13 protein-coding genes are annotated in these 16,909 nt (G+C 64.6%); 7 read left to right on the plus strand and 6 right to left on the minus strand.

The genetic code is table 11. The features are described from left to right. Positions 1 to 8: 8 nt before the first annotated feature. On the minus strand, positions 9 to 776 hold the full coding sequence (locus tag ACN50D_RS01345; protein WP_208689660.1) for a hypothetical protein: 768 nt from the start codon (positions 774 to 776) through the stop codon (positions 9 to 11). Positions 777 to 865: 89 nt separating this feature from the next. On the opposite strand from ACN50D_RS01345, the gene ACN50D_RS01350 reads away from it, so the two are divergent. Both ACN50D_RS01350 and ACN50D_RS01355 read left to right on the plus strand, forming a co-directional pair. Further along, positions 866 to 1,444, plus strand: coding sequence for a hypothetical protein (locus ACN50D_RS01350; RefSeq protein ID WP_042922177.1), 579 nt, complete (start codon positions 866 to 868; stop codon positions 1,442 to 1,444). Next, positions 1,441 to 1,785: a hypothetical protein gene (locus ACN50D_RS01355; protein ID WP_003942308.1), complete on the plus strand. Its 345-nt coding sequence runs from the start codon at positions 1,441 to 1,443 to the stop codon at positions 1,783 to 1,785. The genes ACN50D_RS01350 and ACN50D_RS01355 overlap by 4 nt, the downstream gene beginning before the upstream one ends. 5 nt (positions 1,786 to 1,790) lie before the next feature. Here the strand turns inward: ACN50D_RS01355 and ACN50D_RS01360 are convergent, their stop codons facing one another. The 3 genes from ACN50D_RS01360 to ACN50D_RS01370 are packed head-to-tail and all read right to left on the minus strand — an operon-like array spanning position 1,791 to position 4,682. Then, entirely contained in the window at positions 1,791 to 3,536 is a 1,746-nt protein-coding gene (locus tag ACN50D_RS01360) for an NTP transferase domain-containing protein (protein WP_208689659.1), read from the minus strand. Positions 3,537 to 3,586: 50 nt separating this feature from the next. Beyond that, positions 3,587 to 3,883: an MGMT family protein gene (locus ACN50D_RS01365; RefSeq protein WP_003942322.1), complete on the minus strand. Its 297-nt coding sequence runs from the start codon at positions 3,881 to 3,883 to the stop codon at positions 3,587 to 3,589. A gap of 10 nt (positions 3,884 to 3,893) precedes the next feature. Then, a complete protein-coding gene (locus ACN50D_RS01370; protein ID WP_007731246.1) occupies positions 3,894 to 4,682 on the minus strand; it encodes an alpha/beta hydrolase in 789 nt (262 codons plus the stop codon). 52 nt (positions 4,683 to 4,734) lie between these two features. On the opposite strand from ACN50D_RS01370, the gene ACN50D_RS01375 reads away from it, so the two are divergent. Next, positions 4,735 to 8,097 (plus strand): ATP-dependent helicase, encoded by a 3,363-nt coding sequence (locus ACN50D_RS01375; RefSeq protein WP_050654904.1) that lies wholly within the window; start codon positions 4,735 to 4,737, stop codon positions 8,095 to 8,097. Then, on the plus strand, positions 8,098 to 11,490 hold the full coding sequence (locus ACN50D_RS01380) for an ATP-dependent helicase (protein ID WP_211920445.1): 3,393 nt from the start codon (positions 8,098 to 8,100) through the stop codon (positions 11,488 to 11,490). It begins immediately after the preceding gene. On the opposite strand, the gene ACN50D_RS01385 is transcribed toward ACN50D_RS01380, so the two are convergent. Beyond that, a complete protein-coding gene (locus tag ACN50D_RS01385) occupies positions 11,487 to 11,888 on the minus strand; it encodes a hypothetical protein (protein ID WP_003942341.1) in 402 nt (133 codons plus the stop codon). The two genes, ACN50D_RS01380 and ACN50D_RS01385, sit on opposite strands and share 4 nt — an antisense overlap. A 156-nt stretch (positions 11,889 to 12,044) precedes the next feature. Between ACN50D_RS01385 and ACN50D_RS01390 the strand changes: the two genes are divergently transcribed. Both ACN50D_RS01390 and nudC read left to right on the plus strand, forming a co-directional pair. Beyond that, positions 12,045 to 13,112: a potassium channel family protein gene (locus ACN50D_RS01390; RefSeq protein WP_003942296.1), complete on the plus strand. Its 1,068-nt coding sequence runs from the start codon at positions 12,045 to 12,047 to the stop codon at positions 13,110 to 13,112. A 38-nt stretch (positions 13,113 to 13,150) separates the two neighbouring features. Further along, positions 13,151 to 14,050 carry an NAD(+) diphosphatase gene (gene nudC / locus ACN50D_RS01395; RefSeq protein WP_007731249.1) on the plus strand — a complete coding sequence of 300 codons (900 nt, stop codon included), beginning with the start codon at positions 13,151 to 13,153 and terminating at the stop codon, positions 14,048 to 14,050. Positions 14,051 to 14,064: 14 nt separating this feature from the next. On the opposite strand, the gene ACN50D_RS01400 is transcribed toward nudC, so the two are convergent. Then, positions 14,065 to 14,322: a mycoredoxin gene (locus ACN50D_RS01400; protein ID WP_003942350.1), complete on the minus strand. Its 258-nt coding sequence runs from the start codon at positions 14,320 to 14,322 to the stop codon at positions 14,065 to 14,067. A 103-nt stretch (positions 14,323 to 14,425) separates the two neighbouring features. On the opposite strand from ACN50D_RS01400, the gene ACN50D_RS01405 reads away from it, so the two are divergent. After that, entirely contained in the window at positions 14,426 to 16,564 is a 2,139-nt protein-coding gene (locus ACN50D_RS01405) for an ATP-dependent DNA helicase UvrD2 (RefSeq protein ID WP_003942300.1), read from the plus strand. Positions 16,565 to 16,909 lie beyond the last annotated feature (345 nt).

The following is a 16,909-nucleotide window of genomic DNA, read 5'->3' on the forward strand; positions in this document are numbered from 1 at the left end:
TCTGAGAGTTAGAACAGGGTGGGGGCGCTCACGTCGTTGCGTGCTTGGGCCAACCGCGCACTCCACCTTTTCACCAACCACATCTCGACGATCTCGGGTTGGGTGCCGGCGGCATAGGCCCAGCTGTCGAGAAGTTCGCAGTACCGGCGGTAGCGACGCGTCGTGAAGCCGGTGACGGAAGGATCCTCGAGCCAGCCCTCGTGGATGAGCGTCGAGACTCCGTACTGGTCGATCATCTGAGCGCGTCGGCCTTCGGCCTGTACGCCCACTGCCCACATGAAAGCGGCCATCAGCGATACCCCGACACCGGGGGTGAGTGGCCACCCGGACCAGGTGTCGCGCCGCACGACGGGCATCGACTTGTTTTTCGAGCAGTGATCGAGAATGGCTGTGATCTGGGTCAGCGGATCCTCGTCCTCGCGGTGATGGGGATTGAAGACGTTGGGGAACCGCCGTGTGAAACGTCGGCTCTCGTGCGAGCCCTGCCAGGCCGCGCAGAGAAACAGTAGTCCGAGGCCGTCGTGCTGGGCGACAACGAGATCGCTCGACGGGCGAAGGTCGTTGCGTTGAACGATGGCTCGACCTTCGGTGATCACTTTGCCGTCGAGATCACGCCCGCGAAGGCTGATGGTGTGGCCGGCGTCCTTCAGGTGTGCGTTCCACCAATCCAGGTCGACGGTGGCTTCGTCGTCGAGGACGTGCAGTGGAAAGGTGCGGGAGCGGCACCACTCGACCAATGCGTCCGGCGGTTCGAATCCTTCGTCGACACGATTCATGGCGCGATGATCCCACGAGTCGCCGACAGTAATTCGTGCGACGCGCAGTCCACCGGGATGGAACCGGACACTCGCGGTACGCTCCGCTCATGAAATTCGCGTCCTCGCAGGTGCGGTCGGCGCTGTGGACGGTAGCCATCGCTTTGGCGGCCACGAGTCTGAGCGGATGTATCGGTGCCGTCGATCGGATGGATTTCGACAATCAGATGCGCGAACGTGGCGGTGGGATGACGTCGGAGTTGGTGCGAGGCGGGTTCGACAGCCTCGCACATAGATACGGCGTCGACGCGGTATCGGTGACCAGCATCGACATCAGCCCGATCGAGACGCTCGGAGTCACCGTTCGAGACCCCGGGAAGCCGACCCAGCTCGACAGATTCTCTTTCGACGGAGTCATTCTCGGCGAGCCGAGCCCCGTGCAAGTCAGTGTCACCGACGATCTCGATGCACGATCGTTCACGCTGGATCAAGTGCCGGCATTGACGAACCTCGAGAAGTTGGTCGACGACGCGCTGGAGAACAGCGGTGTCGACGACGGCGAAGTCACCGGGATCTCGGTCAGTCGCACCGAGGCGATTCGCGCATCCGTGATGGTGGAATCTCCACGCTCGCGGGCGCTGGTGGTCTTCGAGCCTGACGGAACTCCCTTCCTGGTGCACCCGCTGTGAGCCGCCGTATCGCTCCGTTGCTGATCTCCGTAGTGGTGATCGTGGTCGTGGGAATCTTTGCCGCACTGCTGTCTTCGGTGATCTGGCCCGGCCAGGTCGCTCATTTGGCGCCGATTTTCTGTGAAGCTCCCACATCGAGCGCGATGGTCGTCTCGGATACCTTTTCCGACGGCGACGGTACGTCCACCAATTTCACGCTGTACTGCGTCGGACCGCGCGGTCAGACCGTTGATGCCGGCTGGTTGCTGCCGTTCTTGGTGCTGTGGGGCGTGTATTCGCTGGTGCTTGCGACAGTGGTCGGCGTGGTCGGGGTCAACCGGCGTAGGCGCCCAAACGACTGACCCGATCAGCGTGGGAGGACAACCACTTCGGCGACGGCATCGTCTTCCGCGTGTGGCGGAACGAGTGCAAACGCGGAGCGCCCGATCAACCCCGCCAGGTGTGCGGTACGTACAGACGGTTCGGCGCGCCAGCGACCGTCGGCGGATTGTGTGACCGGCAGTAGGCGTACCGCATCGGAAGTCACCGCAGCGGCGTTCTCGATGATGCCGAGCAGTGGCGGTGGGGTGTCGCTTCCCGTCAAGGCGGCCACGACGGTGGGCAGCATCGTCAACAGGGTGGTCACTGCGGCGTACGGGTTGCCGGGGAGGCCGAGAACCACCCGACCACTGGGCAGGACAGCCGTTATCTGAGATCCGCCCGGGCGCGAGGCGACTCGCCCGACAATCGTGCGAGCGCCGAGTCGATCGAGCGCACTGCGCATTTCGTCGGCAGCGCCGCCGCCCGTGGCACCAATGACAACAAGCAGGTCCTGTTCAGTCGCATCCGCCAGTACACGCTCGAAACTGTCGGCCGTGTCCCTCAGGTGCGAATCCGCCACGCACCGTACGCCGTTGCTTTCCAGTAGGTAGGGGAGAATCCCACCGACGGAGTCGCGGGTCTGACCTTCACGCAGTGGACCGGTCCGCCGGATCTCGTCGCCGGTGACTGTCACGCGTGCCCGTACCGGACCACGGACGAGGGCGTCGAACACTTCACCGCTGGCAGCTGCGGAGACCACCGCCGGAGTCACCGCGGTACCAGTCGGGGCGATCGTGAATCCGGTGGTCCAATCTTCCCCTCGTGGTCGAGCGTCGTTGCGGTGCGGCGCATCCGGCAGTCTCCGTACCATCCGAGATGGCTCGTCGACGGACAGATACTCGTCACGAATCACCGAGGTGGCGCCGAGGGGCAGGTGTGCTCCCGTGGCAATGCGAATCGCTTCGCCTTCACCGAGTTCGAGTTGCCCGTCGGCGCCCGCGATACGGATCTCGGTGCGGATTCGCCAGGGACCCTCGCCGGAGACGGCGTACCCGTCCATCGCCGAGACATCGGATCGAGGAAGATCACCCAGGGCGACGAGAGGCTGCGCGAGCGTTGCTCCGAGACTGTCGGCGAGGGCGGCCCAGTGTGGTGACAATGCTGTCAGTGAGTTCCTGACGGCTGAGCGGGCTTGCTCGATCGTCAGGCGCGGATGGTTTCGCGCGCGGTCGATGTCCGCCGGTGTGTCGCAGTCAGTGGTACCAGTGACACGCAGCGTCGAGAACGGCTCGGTGACAATCGCTTTCATAGGTTGATTCTCCAACCCCGAACTCTCCCGCAATGTGGACAGGCGTTGCCGGAGCTCGCGAAATGTCCACGCGGAGAGCAGGAATTGGGTTCGGTTGTTCTCGTCCACGGCACACGTCACCGGACTGTCCGTCGACGTGGCAGCTATCAAAGCGTCGACTGATACGGCCTCGATGTGCGGCAGATCGGACGCCAGGACCACCACCACGGCGTCGTCGGGTAACCGGGTCGCAGACAATCCGGCCCAGATCGCCTCGACAGGGCCGGCTCCGGCCGGAGTTTCCTGAGTTTGAGTGATGCCAGGATCAAGTTCAGGGCGATGTGGACCGACCACGACGACGGCGTCCAGATGCGCCGTCGCTGAAAGCGCGATGTCGAGGAGCCTGCGGCCGTGAACGAGCAGGCCGGGTTTGTCGACACCACCCATTCGGGTCCCGCGACCACCCGCCAGAATGAGGGCGGCTGTCGGCGGCGTGACGGTCATACCTCCATGCTGCCCCATCGCCCGCGTCACGACGACCGGTGACACGTGAATCAGAAGTGATACCGAGCTTTCTTCAGGTCGATCCGACCGTCCTTGATCGGCACGCCTTCGAGTTCGAGCTTGGCGATCTGACGATGAGCCAGGTGCGCCGACGGTTTGCCGGAGGCGCCGAGAACCCGATGCCACGGCAGGTCGGCAGAGTCCGTTCGCATGATCCAACCGACCGTGCGAGCACTGGAAAGTCCTGCAGCATCAGCGATATCGCCGTACGTCGCCACGAAACCGGCCGGAATCGACGCGATGAGGCGCCGTACCTCTTCGATCTGCTCTTCGGTGGTGGCTGCCATGTCGGTTCCTTCAGAGCATGCTGCGAACGAGGGCGGCGACTTCGTCGGCCCGCACGTGCGGGACCATGTGGTCACAGTCGAATTCGACACCGGTCAGATTTTCACCGAGGTGCTCGGTGAGCGCTGCCCGGAACTCGTCGGTGACGTACGGCGGTTGGACCTTCATCGCCTGAACCAGCACGGTTGGCATCGACGACGGAGGCAGCACGATCGGACGAGCGAGTTCGCCCCACCCGGTCACGATCGCGGGCGTGGACAGGCGCCAGTTGACGCGTCCGTTGCCCAGTTCGATCAGGTGTTCAGCCATCTCGACGTCGAGGTCCTGGGTGGGAACCTCACCCCACGAGCCGTGAATCTTCTCGGAGTAGGCCTCTGCCGCATCGGTGTAATCCGGTGAGCCGATTGTGAGTTCGGCCACTTCCTGCATGAAAGTCGGATCCAACCCGATCGCCGGGTCGAGCAGGACGAGCCCACGAATGCGTTCCGGTGCGGTGGCCGCGAGGTGCAGCGCCAGCATTCCGCCGAAAGAATGCGCGACGATCACCACCGGTCCGGTGGCATGTTCGTCGAGCGTCTCCAGCAGGCTCGCCACGTGGGATTCGATGTTCCACGGAGGAGCCCAGGTGGAACGCCCGTGACCGCGTAGATCCGGCGAGATCCAGCGCGCTTCGGGCAGTTGGTTCTCGGCCATCGACTGCCAACGTCGGCCGTGACCGGTCAGACCGTGCAGCGAAAGGATCTCCGGTGCCCCGACGGGTCCGTAGAGATACGTATGGAGTGCAGACACGAGGTCAATCATGCCGGAAGCAGGCGATGTGTGAGTTGTCGGTGCGCTCTGGTGGAATGCCTGGGTGAGTGAGACGGCAACACGCAGCAAGGTCACCATCCCGCGGGCGCGGTTGGTGCACCGAACTGCGCCGTCTCCGATACCCCGAACATGGGACGAAGGGACGGCCCGGCTGTTCGCGCCGCCGTCCGAGGATCCTTTCCAACTCGCGTTCGGCCCTGTTTCATTCGGCTCGGGGGCCGCCTGGAGTCCCTGGCAGGTACTCGGCAGCCCCGGAACGGGCAAGACGTCCCTTCTCGTGGATCTGGCAGTGCAGAAGATCTCCGGTGGCGAAGATCCTGAATCGGTCCTGGTGCTCACCCAGTCGCGCCGGGCAGCGACGCAGGTCCGCGAGCAGATCACGGCCGGGTTGCTCGGGTACGAACAAGAACGCGGACCGCAGGCAACTCGTGAGCCGTTGGTCCGCACCGTTCACTCGTACGCCTTTGCCGTACTCCGGCTTCAAGCCGCAGCGCACGGCAACGCGCCGCCACGCCTGATCACCGGCGCCGAGCAGGACTCGGTGCTCCGAGAGATGTTGCGCGGCGACATAGAAGACGGTGCGCTCCGGTGGCCGGAGCGCCTGCGACCCGCATTGGGTTTGAACGGCTTTGCCGTCGAACTTCGAGATCTGATGTTGCGAGCGAACGAGCGCGGACTCGGTCCCGAAGATCTGGTCAAGCTCGGCAAGAAGCGTGGACGTCCGGAGTGGGTGGCGGCCGGGCGGTTCGCCGAGGCCTACGAGCAAGGCGTGCTGCTACGCGGCAGTGTCGGTGTCGAGGCTCCGGAGGCGACGGCGCCGGCACTCGACGCGGCCGAGTTGATCGGTGCGGCATTGACCGCGTTCGCCACCGATCCCGAATTGCTTCGCTCCGAGCGCGCTCGGATCCGGCACCTACTCGTCGACGACGCACAACATCTGGATCCGCAGGCGGCGCAGCTGGTTCGGCTGATCGGAACCGCAACTGCGGGCACGGTCATCGCCGGTGATCCCGATCAGTCGGTCTTCGGGTTCCGCGGTGCGGATTCGGCGTTCCTACTCGGACTCGCCGAGCGCGGAGACGAGCGCCAGATCGTCCTGCCCACCACGTTTCGCAACAACGCCGACGTCGCGTCGATCGCGGCGAAGATCGCTGCGCGGCTGCCCGGCAACCTCGCTCATCGCATCGCGGTTCCATCCGATCTCACCGATGAGGACCCGGGGCGGGCGTCGGTGCGGGTTCTCGGTACGACGGCCAAAGAAGCGGCAGTCGTCGCAGATACCTTGCGCCGGGCGCATCTGCTGGACGGGATTGCTTGGTCCGACATGGCCGTCATCGTTCGGTCGGTCCCGCGCACTCTCGCCCCTCTCCGGCGAGCCCTGCTCGCGGCCGGGGTACCCGTCACGACCGCTGCCACCGAATTGCCGCTGGCCAGGCAACACGGAGTGTCCGGCCTGCTGCTGGTCCTTCGGGCGCTCGGCGGCGATCAGTTCACCGGCGACGACGCGCTTGCCCTGATGGCCGGTCCCATCGGCGGCGCCGAGCCGGTCACCCTGCGCCGGTTGCGTCGTGGCCTGCGCCGGGTCGAGTTGGCATCGGGAAGTGATCGGGACTCCTCGGAGTTGTTGCGGCTCATTCTGATCGACGAGGATCGTGCGCAGTCCAAGCGCCTCATGGGCAAGTTGACAGACGTCGAAGCTGCGGCACTCAATCGCGTGCTGTCGGTCCTTCGCAAGGCCCGAGTGCCTCTCGAGCGAGGTCTCGGGGTCGAAGAAGTTCTGTGGGCAGCATGGCAGGCGACGGGGCTGGAACGACGCTGGGCGGCTGCGTCGGCGCGCGGCGGACCGATCGGCTCACAGGCCGATCGAGACCTCGACGCAGTCGTCGCACTTTTCGACGCGGCCGCCAACTACGTCGACCGGTTGCCGCGTTCGCAACTCGCCGGTTTCGTCGACTACTTGACCAGCCAGGAGATACCGACCGACTCGCGGAGCCGATCGGTCATCACTCCCGACGCCGTCACCGTGGTCAGCGCTCACGCCGCGGCGGGTCGCGAATGGGCGGTCGTGGCGGTGGCGGGTGTGCAGGAGGGGCTCTGGCCGAGTTTGCGGGCACGCGGATCGCTACTGCGTACCGAAGCGCTGATCGACCTGGTCAACGGAGTCTCCGACGGCAGTGACTCGGCTGCCGAACGACTCTCGCGAACCGCACCGCTTCTGGCCGAAGAACGCAGGTTGTTCCTGGTTGCCTGTAGCCGTGCTCGTCGCCGTCTGCTGATCACCGCAGTCGAATCGGCTTCGGGGGACACCGACTTGGTGCCTTCGCGGTTCGTGGACGAATTGATCCGTGGTGACGCGTACTCGGACGATCCGTCCTCCGATCTCGACGTCGTTGCACCCGAGACCGGGGATACCCGGGTTCTGTCGCTGCCTGCACTGGTCGCACAGCTTCGCAGCGTCGTGTGTGATCCCGACATCGCGCATTTCGACCCCGAGAAGCATTCCCGGGCCGCTCGCCAGTTGGCACGTCTGGCTGCTGCCGGGGTACGCGGCGCGCACCCGGATCAGTGGTACGGCACAGCCGAGCCGAGTACCGCTGCTCCCATGTGGCAGCCCGAGGACGGACCGGTTTCACTATCGCCGTCCACCATCGAGCTTCTCGAAACATGCCCTCTCCGATGGGTGTTCGAGCGTCATGGCGGCAGCGACGGAGACAACACTCATGCGATCGCCGGTACGCTGGTCCATACCTTGGTGCAGGCATTGGCCGGCCGGATTCCACCGGATCAAGTCGAGAAGGCACTCGAAAATGCCTGGGAATCCATCGATCTGGGATCGCAGTGGTACTCGCGCCGCGAACTCAATCGAACTCGGGAGATGCTGGCGACGTTCACCGCCTGGATGAACGCAACTCGCGGCGAACTGACCGAAGTCGGCGTCGAGGTCGCGGTCGAGGGGGTCCTCGAACCACGTGAGGAGGGAGCGCCTGCGGTCAAGCTTCGTGGCCGGATCGACCGGCTCGAGCGCGACACCGAAGGCCGTCCGGTGGTTGTCGACGTCAAGACTGCGCGAAACCCTGTCAGCAACGAGGCCGCGCAATCTCACGCGCAGTTGGCGGCGTACCAGGTCGCAGCGGCCGAAGGTGCGATTGCCGGCGAACCGGCCACACAACCCGGCGGTGCACGCCTGGTATTCGTGGCCAAGTCCAACAAGAAAGACGGTGCGGCGCAGCGAGTTCAGCCGCCGCTGACGGCCGAAGCCGTCGAGATGTGGCGAGACGTCATCCACAACGCAGCGGCAGCGACCCAAGGGCCGCAGTATCTGGCCAGGGTCAACGACGGATGTAGACATTGCCCGGTGCGCTCGAGTTGCCCGGCACACGACGAGGGACGACAGGTGAGTAACTAAGTGGCTGCCGCGACGCAGAAGGCACGCCGACCGAAGATCGATCCTGTCGACCTGGCGGTCGCGCTCGGTCAACACCCGCCGACGCCGGAACAGGCGGCAGTCATCGCCGCACCGCTCGGTCCGACATTGGTCGTCGCCGGTGCCGGTGCCGGTAAGACCGAGACGATGGCTGCTCGCGTCGTGTGGCTGGTGGCCAACGGCTTCGTCGATCCCGAGGCCGTTCTCGGATTGACCTTCACGCGCAAAGCGGCACAACAGCTCACGTCGCGAATCCGCAAGCGCTTGGCGCGACTGGCGGGTTCGGACGTTTTGCGGGCACTCGACCCGACCGGCGGAGTGCGTTCCCGGATTCTGGCCGGGGAACCCGAAGTCAGTACCTACCATGCTTACGCGGGACGGTTGCTGTCCGAGCACGGACTGCTGTTGCCGATCGAACCCTCGGCGACGCTGTTGTCCGAGACCGAACTGTGGCAGGTTGCGCACCGCGTCGTGAGCGGCTGGGACAGTGATCTGGACACCGACAAGAATCCGGGGTCCATCACCGAAACCGTTCTGGCCCTTGCCGGTCAGTTGGCGGAGCACCTGGTCGACCCCGAGCAGTTGCTCGAGGCTCACACCGAGTTGGACAAGCTGATTCACACTCTGCCCGCCGGTCCGAAACAGCGGGGTGGGCCGAGCAAAGAGCTGTTGAATTACCTTGATGTGCAACACAAACGCATCGAGCTACTGCCCCTCGTTGCCCGGCTGGGTGAGACGCTGCGGCGTGAAGGCGCATTGGATTTCGGCAGCCAGATGTCGCTGTCGGCCCGTGTCGCCTCCGAACATCCCGAGGTCGGGCAAACCGAGCGTGAGCGCTTTCGGGTAGTTCTTCTCGACGAGTACCAGGACACCGGTCACGCTCAGCGAGTGTTGTTGTCCTCGTTGTTCGGCGGGGGAGCCGACGGCCGGTTGGCGCTGACAGCCGTCGGCGATCCGATGCAGTCGATCTACGGTTGGCGAGGCGCGTCGGCGGCCAACCTGCCACGGTTTGCAACCGACTTCCCGCTTGCCAACGGAAAGCCGGCTCCGACGCTCGAACTGCTCACCAGTTGGCGTAACCCGCCGGAGGCTCTCGAACTGGCAAACCTGTCGTCGGCACCGTTGCGCCGACGCGGTGTGGCCGTCAGCACACTTCGTGCGCGGCCGGGAGCCGTCGCCGGAGACGTTCGACTGGCGCTGCTCGGAGACGTCGAACAGGAACGTCAGTGGGTTGCGGAGAAGATCGCCGAAGAATACGAGGCGGCACGTGCCGAAGACCGCCCGACGCCCACGGCAGCGGTGTTGATCCGCCGCAACGCCGATGCTGCCCCGCTGGCCGAGGCTTTGCGGTCCAAAGGTCTGCCAGTCGAAGTGGTCGGACTCGGTGGGCTCCTGCACACACCCGAGGTGGCGGACGTGATCGCCATGCTCCGAGTGGTCGCCGATCCGCTGGCGGGCAGCGCCGCCGTTCGGCTGCTCACCGGAGCGAGATGGCAGATCGGCGCGAAGGACCTCGCCGCACTCTCGCAACGCTCCCGCGAACTTGCCATCTCCGCCGGATACGGAACAGCGGGTGCGGTCACCGACGCCGAGGCGCTCACCTCGGCAGTTCAGGACGCGCTGCCGGGGGAGAACGCCGAGCAAGCAGGATTGGTCGATTCGATCTCCGATCCAGGACCGGCAGAACGTTATTCAGCTCTCGGGTACACACGCATCAACGCGATAGCGGCAGAGTTGGCGTCGTTGCGCGAACGTATCGGCCAGCCGCTCACCGAACTGGTGGCGGAGGTCGAGCGGGTGCTCGGTATCGGAATCGAGGCAGGCGCGCGAACCCGAGTCGGTGTCGTCGGGACCGCGGGCCGCGAGCATCTCGACGCATTTGCCGACGTCGTCGCCAATTACGCGACGCGTCCAACAGCCAATCTGCCCGGGATGCTCGCATTCTTCGCGGCCGCCGAACAGATCGAAAAGGGCCTCACTCCGGGCGAAGTGGAGGTGGCGCCGGATCGCGTGCAGATCTTGACCGTGCACTCGGCGAAGGGGCTCGAATGGGAAGTAGTGGCGATCCCGCATGTCAGCGACGGGGTGTTCCCCTCGTCCACCGCGTCCGGATCGTGGCTCGGGGCGCTCGCCGAACTGCCACCGTCGTTGCGTGGTGACCGGGCGGTCGACGCGGATTCGGCCGACGGAGTTCCGGTGCTCGACCTCGAGGAGCTCTACAACCGCAAGGACCTCGAGAACGCGATCACGGCGCACAAGAAGGCCTTGTCCAACCGTCGACTGGACGAGGACCGGCGGTTGTTCTACGTCGCGCTGACCAGAACCGAACGGGCGCTGTTCATCTCGGCGCATCACTGGGCGGAATCCGGTTCGGAACCGAAGGGGCCTTCGGAGTTCCTGGACGAGCTGCATCAGATGGTCACGGCCGAAAACGATGCCGGTGAAGAAGACTCACGCGGTGTGATCGGCGTCGTGGAGGAATGGGCGCCTGCACCGGAACCCGACACCGAGAACCCGTTGGCCTCCACACCCCGTACTGCGCAGTGGCCGCCCGACCCGCTGGGTGCGCGTCGCGGCGCGGTCGAGGCCGGAGCCGCGAGCGTCCTGTCCGCACTTGCATCGCTGCCGCAAGACAGCGAAGAGACGGAAGAACCGGAGGACGATCCGGAGAACTGGGCCTCGGACGTCGACGTTCTACTGGCCGAGCGCGAAGCCCGGGCAAACGCGCGTGCCGAAGTGATTCTCCCGGCGCAGCTTTCGGTGACTCAGCTCGTCGACCTCAAGGCAGATCCGGATGAACTCGCGGCACGGCTGCGTAGACCACTGCCGTACCCACCGAACCCGCTCGCGCGGCGCGGCACGGCTTTTCACGCCTGGATCGAGCGAAGGTTCGGTGCGACCCGACTGTTGGATCTCGACGAACTACCCGGCGCCGCGGATACCGGCGCGGGTCCCGAGACCGATCTGGTGAAACTTCAGGATGCGTTCCTGCGGTCCCCGTGGGCCAATCGCAGCCCGATCGAAGTGGAAGTTCCTTTCGAAACATCCATTGCCGGAACGGTTTTACGCGGTCGGATCGACGCTGTGTTCGCCGATCCCGACGGCGGATGGACGGTGATCGACTGGAAGACCGGTGCCGAACCGTCGGCCGCCAACGAGGACGCTGTTGTGATGCAGTTGGCCGCGTATCGGGTGGCCTGGGCCGAATTGATGTCGGCCAGAGCCCGTTCGGCGGGGCGCAACGAACAGTTTCCGGCCGACAAGGTGCGGGCGGCGTTTCACTACGTTCGATCGGGTCGCACCATCGCACCCGAGAACCTGCCGGACGGTGAGGCTCTCGCTCGCCTCATCCGAACGGCAGGCGCGCAAGATTAGCTTGCGTTTCGACGAGCCTTGAGTGCTTCGGTCACCAGCGGAACCTGCAGGGGAAGACGTGCGATCGAACCGATCTTCTGCGGTGTGGACGTCTTCGGGCTTCGGCACCAGTCGATCGCCATCTGGATGTTGGCGGGGAACACGGCGACAAAGAGCGCGGCGGCAAGGCCCGCGCCGAGCTTGCGGGTCTTCGGCACGGCCAAGGCAGCGCCGATCGCCAGTTCCGCGACGCCGGACACCTGGGTGTAGGTGCGGGCCTGTCCGGGAAGCTGGCGGGGAACGGTGCTGTCGAAGAAGGAAGGCGCCACGAAATGCATGGTGCCGGCGCCGAGAAGGAGGGCCGACAAACGAAGAGCGGCCGCTTGGCTGGGAGTGGACGTCGAACCGGTGAAAGGCATTTGCCCAGCCTGCCTCACGGTGGACCTTCTTGCCACTACCGGCGCCACGACCCGCGCGCTATTCGGCGCCCGAGTTCCGAAGTCGATCTTCGAGGGTTACGCTGCCTGCCGATGTCCGTGTAGGTATTTCGTAAGTTCGAGTGAGAGAGTCGATGTATGGCCGGTAAGCTCCGGGCGCGTTTGACCAGGTCGGAAGCATTGACCGATCAGCCTGACTTCGCCCTTGTCGGGGTGCTGCGCATTCCCCAGCTACAGACAAGTCCGGCGCGGGCCATCTACAAGCGAGTTCTCATCGCGTTGGGTGCTCTCGGCGCCGCCGTGTTGATCGTGTACATCGATCGCGCGGGATACCGGGACGCACAGGACAACGAGCTGTCGCTGCTCGACTGCATTTACTATGCGACGGTTTCGCTCTCGACCACCGGCTACGGCGATATCACTCCGTTCACGCCGTCGGCGCGCCTGGTCAACGTCCTGTTGATCACGCCACTTCGGATCTTCTTCTTGATCGTGTTGGTCGGAACCACACTTTCAGCTCTGACCGAGAGTTCGCGTCAGGCGTTCAAAATTCAGCGTTGGAGGCAGCACGTGCGTAATCACACCGTCGTCGTCGGATACGGGACCAAGGGGCGGACGGCAATCGAAGCAATGCTCGGTGACGGTGTACCGGCGTCGGAGATCGTGGTCGTGGACACCGATCAGACCGTCCTCGATTCGGCGGCGAGCAAGGGCCTGGTGACGGTGTTCGGTTCGGCGACGAAATCGGACGTACTTCGGTTGGCAGGTGCGCAGAATGCGTCGTCGATCATCGTGGCAACCAACCGTGACGACACCGCAGTGCTCGTGACGCTGACAGCCCGCGAAATCGCGCCGAAAGCCAAGATCGCCGCAGCCATCCGTGAAGCCGACAACGCGCATCTTCTGCGTCAGTCCGGCGCAGACTCCGTCGTCGTGTCCTCGGAGACGGCGGGTCGACTCCTCGGCATCGCGACCACGACGCCGACCGTCGTGGAGATGATCGAAGACCTGCTGACTCCGGAGGCCGGATTCGCGATTGCCGAGCGTGCCGTCGAGCGTGACGAGGTCGGTGGCTCTCCGCGTCATCTCTCCGACATCGTGCTCGGGGTCGTTCGTGACGGCCGTCTGGTTCGCGTCGGTTCGCCCGAGGTGGACGCCGTCGAGGAGAACGATCGACTGCTCTACATTCGCCGCGTCACGAACTGAGTGTTACCGAGCTTCGTGCGCGCAGTAATGTCGTGAGCGTGAACGACTTCCAGCTGACCGAAACACCTCTGCTCTCACGCTCGAGCGTCGGCCGCGCCGAGGAATTGCGGTCGGACGCCGCTGCACTGACGACGGGTTGGGCGGACGCACTGCTCCTCCGTGTGAATTCACGGGGTCAGGTCAAGGTGTCGCCGGAAGGTCAATTGGTCTTCGCCGAGGCAACCGAGTTGGGGCCCGAACCGGTGCGCGGCGCGGTCTTCCTGGGAATTCGGGAGAATCGCCACGTCTGGGCGGTGCGGGTGTCGCTGCTGGCGGGCACTTTGTCTGAATTGCGGATGCTCGGCGGAACACTCGACGACGCGGACGCCGGTTTGTTGACCGGTGCCGTCGCGATTCTCAACTGGCACGACAGTGCCGGATTCAGCGCTATCGACGGCGCACCGAGTGAACCCACGATGTCCGGCTGGTCACGCATTTCCACGTCCACCGGCCACGAGGAGTTTCCCCGAACGGATCCGGCGGTCATCTGCCTGGTGCACGACGGCGGCGATCGAGTTCTACTCGCGCGTCAGCCGACCTGGCCGCAGCGCCGTTTCTCGATTCTCGCGGGATTCGTCGAGGCCGGGGAGTCACTCGAAACGTGTGTTGTCCGCGAGATCAAGGAAGAAGTCGGTATCGACGTGCACAGCGTTCGATACCTCGGGAGCCAGCCTTGGCCGTTCCCTCGCTCGGTGATGTTGGGCTTCGCCGCAATCGGCGACCCCGCCGCTCCGCTGCTGTTCGCGGACGGCGAGATCGCCGAGGGCACCTGGTTCACGAAGGACGAGGTGCGCGCCGCTCTCGAACTCGGCGACTGGGGTTCGGAAGCGGACGCGCCACTGCTGCTGCCCGGGTCGATCTCCATCGCTCGCGGAATGCTCGAGAGCTGGGTCAAGTAGCAGCCGGAGAAGGTCTACAGACCCAGAGCCTGCTTGACCTGGTTGAGCGACGGGTTGGTCGCAACGCTGCCGTCGCCGTACTTCACGGTCGGAACGACGTGATTGCCACCGTTGACGCTGCCGACGAAATCGGCTGCTGCCGGATCGTTCTCGATGTCGATCTCGGTGTACTCGATCCCCGACGCGTTGAGCTGCGTCTTGAGGCGACGGCAGTAGCCGCACCACGTGGTCGAGTAGATGGTCAGGGCAGGCGCATTTTCGGTAGAAGTCACGGCCGATATAACACCACGACCGAGAGCGTTGTTCCGTATCGGCCCGTGTTCTCTTGCCCACATACCGTCGGGCGCGGCGAATGGAGTGTCGGAACGTCCTGCCATGATGGTCCCCATGCCTGCGGACACCGGACTGGATCCAGAACAATCGGCCGCCGTGCTCGCGCCACGCGGCCCGGTATGTGTCCTCGCGGGCGCTGGAACAGGCAAAACCCGCACCATCACGCGCCGGATCGCTCATCTGGTTGCCGACGGTCACGTGTCGGCCGGTCAGGTGCTTGCCGTGACGTTCACCGCTCGTGCGGCCGGGGAAATGCGTGGACGTCTCCGTGAGCTGGGCGTCGGCGGGAGTGGGCCGCAGGTGCAGGCTCGAACTTTTCACGCTGCTGCTCTCCGTCAACTGAAGTACTTCTGGCCGCAGGTTGTCGGCGACACGCCGTGGCGTCTGCTGGACCGAAAGTTCGCCGTTGTCAGCAGTGCCGCAGCCCGGGTGGGATTGTCCACCAGCACGGAAAGCGTCCGCGACCTCGCCAGTGAAATCGAGTGGTCGAAGGCGTCGCTGATCGCGCCGGAGGATTACCCACGCGCGATCGCCAAGATTCGCCGTGAGGCACCGGTCGATGCCACCAAGGTGGCCCAGGTGTATGCCGCATACGAAGAGCTGAAAGCACGCGGCCAGGACGGCATGCTGCTTGATTTCGACGATCTCCTACTGCACACGGCGGCAGCTCTCGAAGAGCATTCGACAGTCGCCGACGAGTTCCGCGAGCGGTATCGCTGCTTCGTCGTGGACGAGTATCAGGACGTCACCCCACTGCAGCAGCGTGTGCTCGACGCCTGGCTGGGCGACCGAGACGATCTGACCGTGGTGGGCGATGCGAATCAGACCATCTACTCCTTCACCGGAGCCACCCCCAACTATCTGTTGGACTTCTCCCGGAAATTCCCCGAAGCGACCGTCGTTCGGCTCGAAAGGGATTACCGCTCCACCCCTGAGGTCGTGTCGTTGGCGAACCGCGTGATCGGTGCGGCGCGCGGGCGGATCGCCGGGACGCGTCTGCAGCTGATCGGGCAGCGCGCGCCGGGGCCTGAGCCGGAGTTCATGGAGTTCGACGACGAGCCGGCCGAGGCGCTCGGCGTTGCGCGGGCGATCAAACGGCTGATCGCGGCAGGCACTCCTGCTGCCGAGATCGCTGTTCTGTACCGGATCAATGCTCAGTCGGAGGCGCACGAGCAGGCCCTGACGAAGCTGGGCATTCCGTTCCAGGTGCGCGGTGGAGAGGGCTTCTTCACTCGCACCGAGGTACGTCAGGCGGTGGCAGCGCTGCGTCAGGCTGCTGGACGCGACGACCTCCCCGAAGGTGCAGACAACGGCGAAGCGCTGGTCTCACTCGTCCGCGCTGTGCTCGCGCCGCTCGGCCTGACCAACGAAGAGCCTTCGGGTACTCAGGCACGCGAGCGCTGGGCTTCGCTCTCGGCTCTCGTGGCGCTCACCGAAGAACAACTTGTCCACGAACCTGAACTGACGCTCACCGGGCTTCTACAGGAGCTCACGGCCCGAGCCGAGGCGCGGCACCCACCGACCGTGCAAGGTGTGACGCTGGCCTCCCTCCACGCGGCCAAGGGGCTCGAATGGGATGCGGTGTTCCTGGTCGGCCTCAACGACGGCACCCTGCCTATCCAACACGTTCTCGGCGACGCCAATTCGGGCGCCGACGACGTCGCGGTGGAGGAGGAGCGTCGGCTTCTCTACGTGGGGGTTACTCGCGCTCGCGAGCATCTGCAGCTGTCGTGGGCATTGGCCCGCAATGAGGGTGGACGCAAGTCCCGTCGCCGGTCGAGATTTCTCAACGGACTAATCCCGGAGGACTCGCCGGCCTCGCGCGTCGCCGCGCCGTCGTCGGGAAACAAGAAGCGTCCGCGCTGCCGCGTATGCGGCAAACCGTTGATCGGGACGTCGGCGACCATGCTTGGGCGCTGCGAAAAATGCCCGTCCAATGTCGACCTGGAATTGCTCGAGCACCTCAAGGCCTGGCGTCTGGACAAGTCCAGAGAACTCAAAGTTCCGGCCTATGTCGTCTTCAGTGACAACACACTGATGGCTATTGCCGAACAACGACCACAAGATAATCGTGGACTGGTTTCGATCCCTGGAATCGGGCCGAAGAAACTCGACAACTTCGGGGAAGACGTACTAGCTGTCATTCGCGGTGAACTGCGAGCGGCAACACTCGATATCTGACAACACATCCGAATCGACAACGGTGAGTTACATAACCGCAGGTCAAAAATAGGTTGTGCAGATTCGGCAGATTCTCTACTCTGGTTTTCAGTGTTACGGGGCAACCTGTGCGCAGAAACTATCCGGACCGACACGAAATGGAGGTGGCAAGAAAATGACGAACTTGATCTCTTACGAAGCGTGCGCAAGCGCAAAGTTCGCTGTTGCCGCCCCCATGCTGCCGCGTGCAGCGGGATGGGCGCAGCATGCGCTCCGCCTGCGCCCTCAAGCAGCAGCAAAGAAAGCAGCTGTCGAGTCCGTGTTCTTAAGCCATCGAGGTATTTCTCGGTAGGACACATCCGTTCA

The organism is Rhodococcus sp. SB1D (genome assembly GCF_048573875.1).
GTDB classification, from domain to species: domain Bacteria; phylum Actinomycetota; class Actinomycetes; order Mycobacteriales; family Mycobacteriaceae; genus Rhodococcus_F; species Rhodococcus_F qingshengii.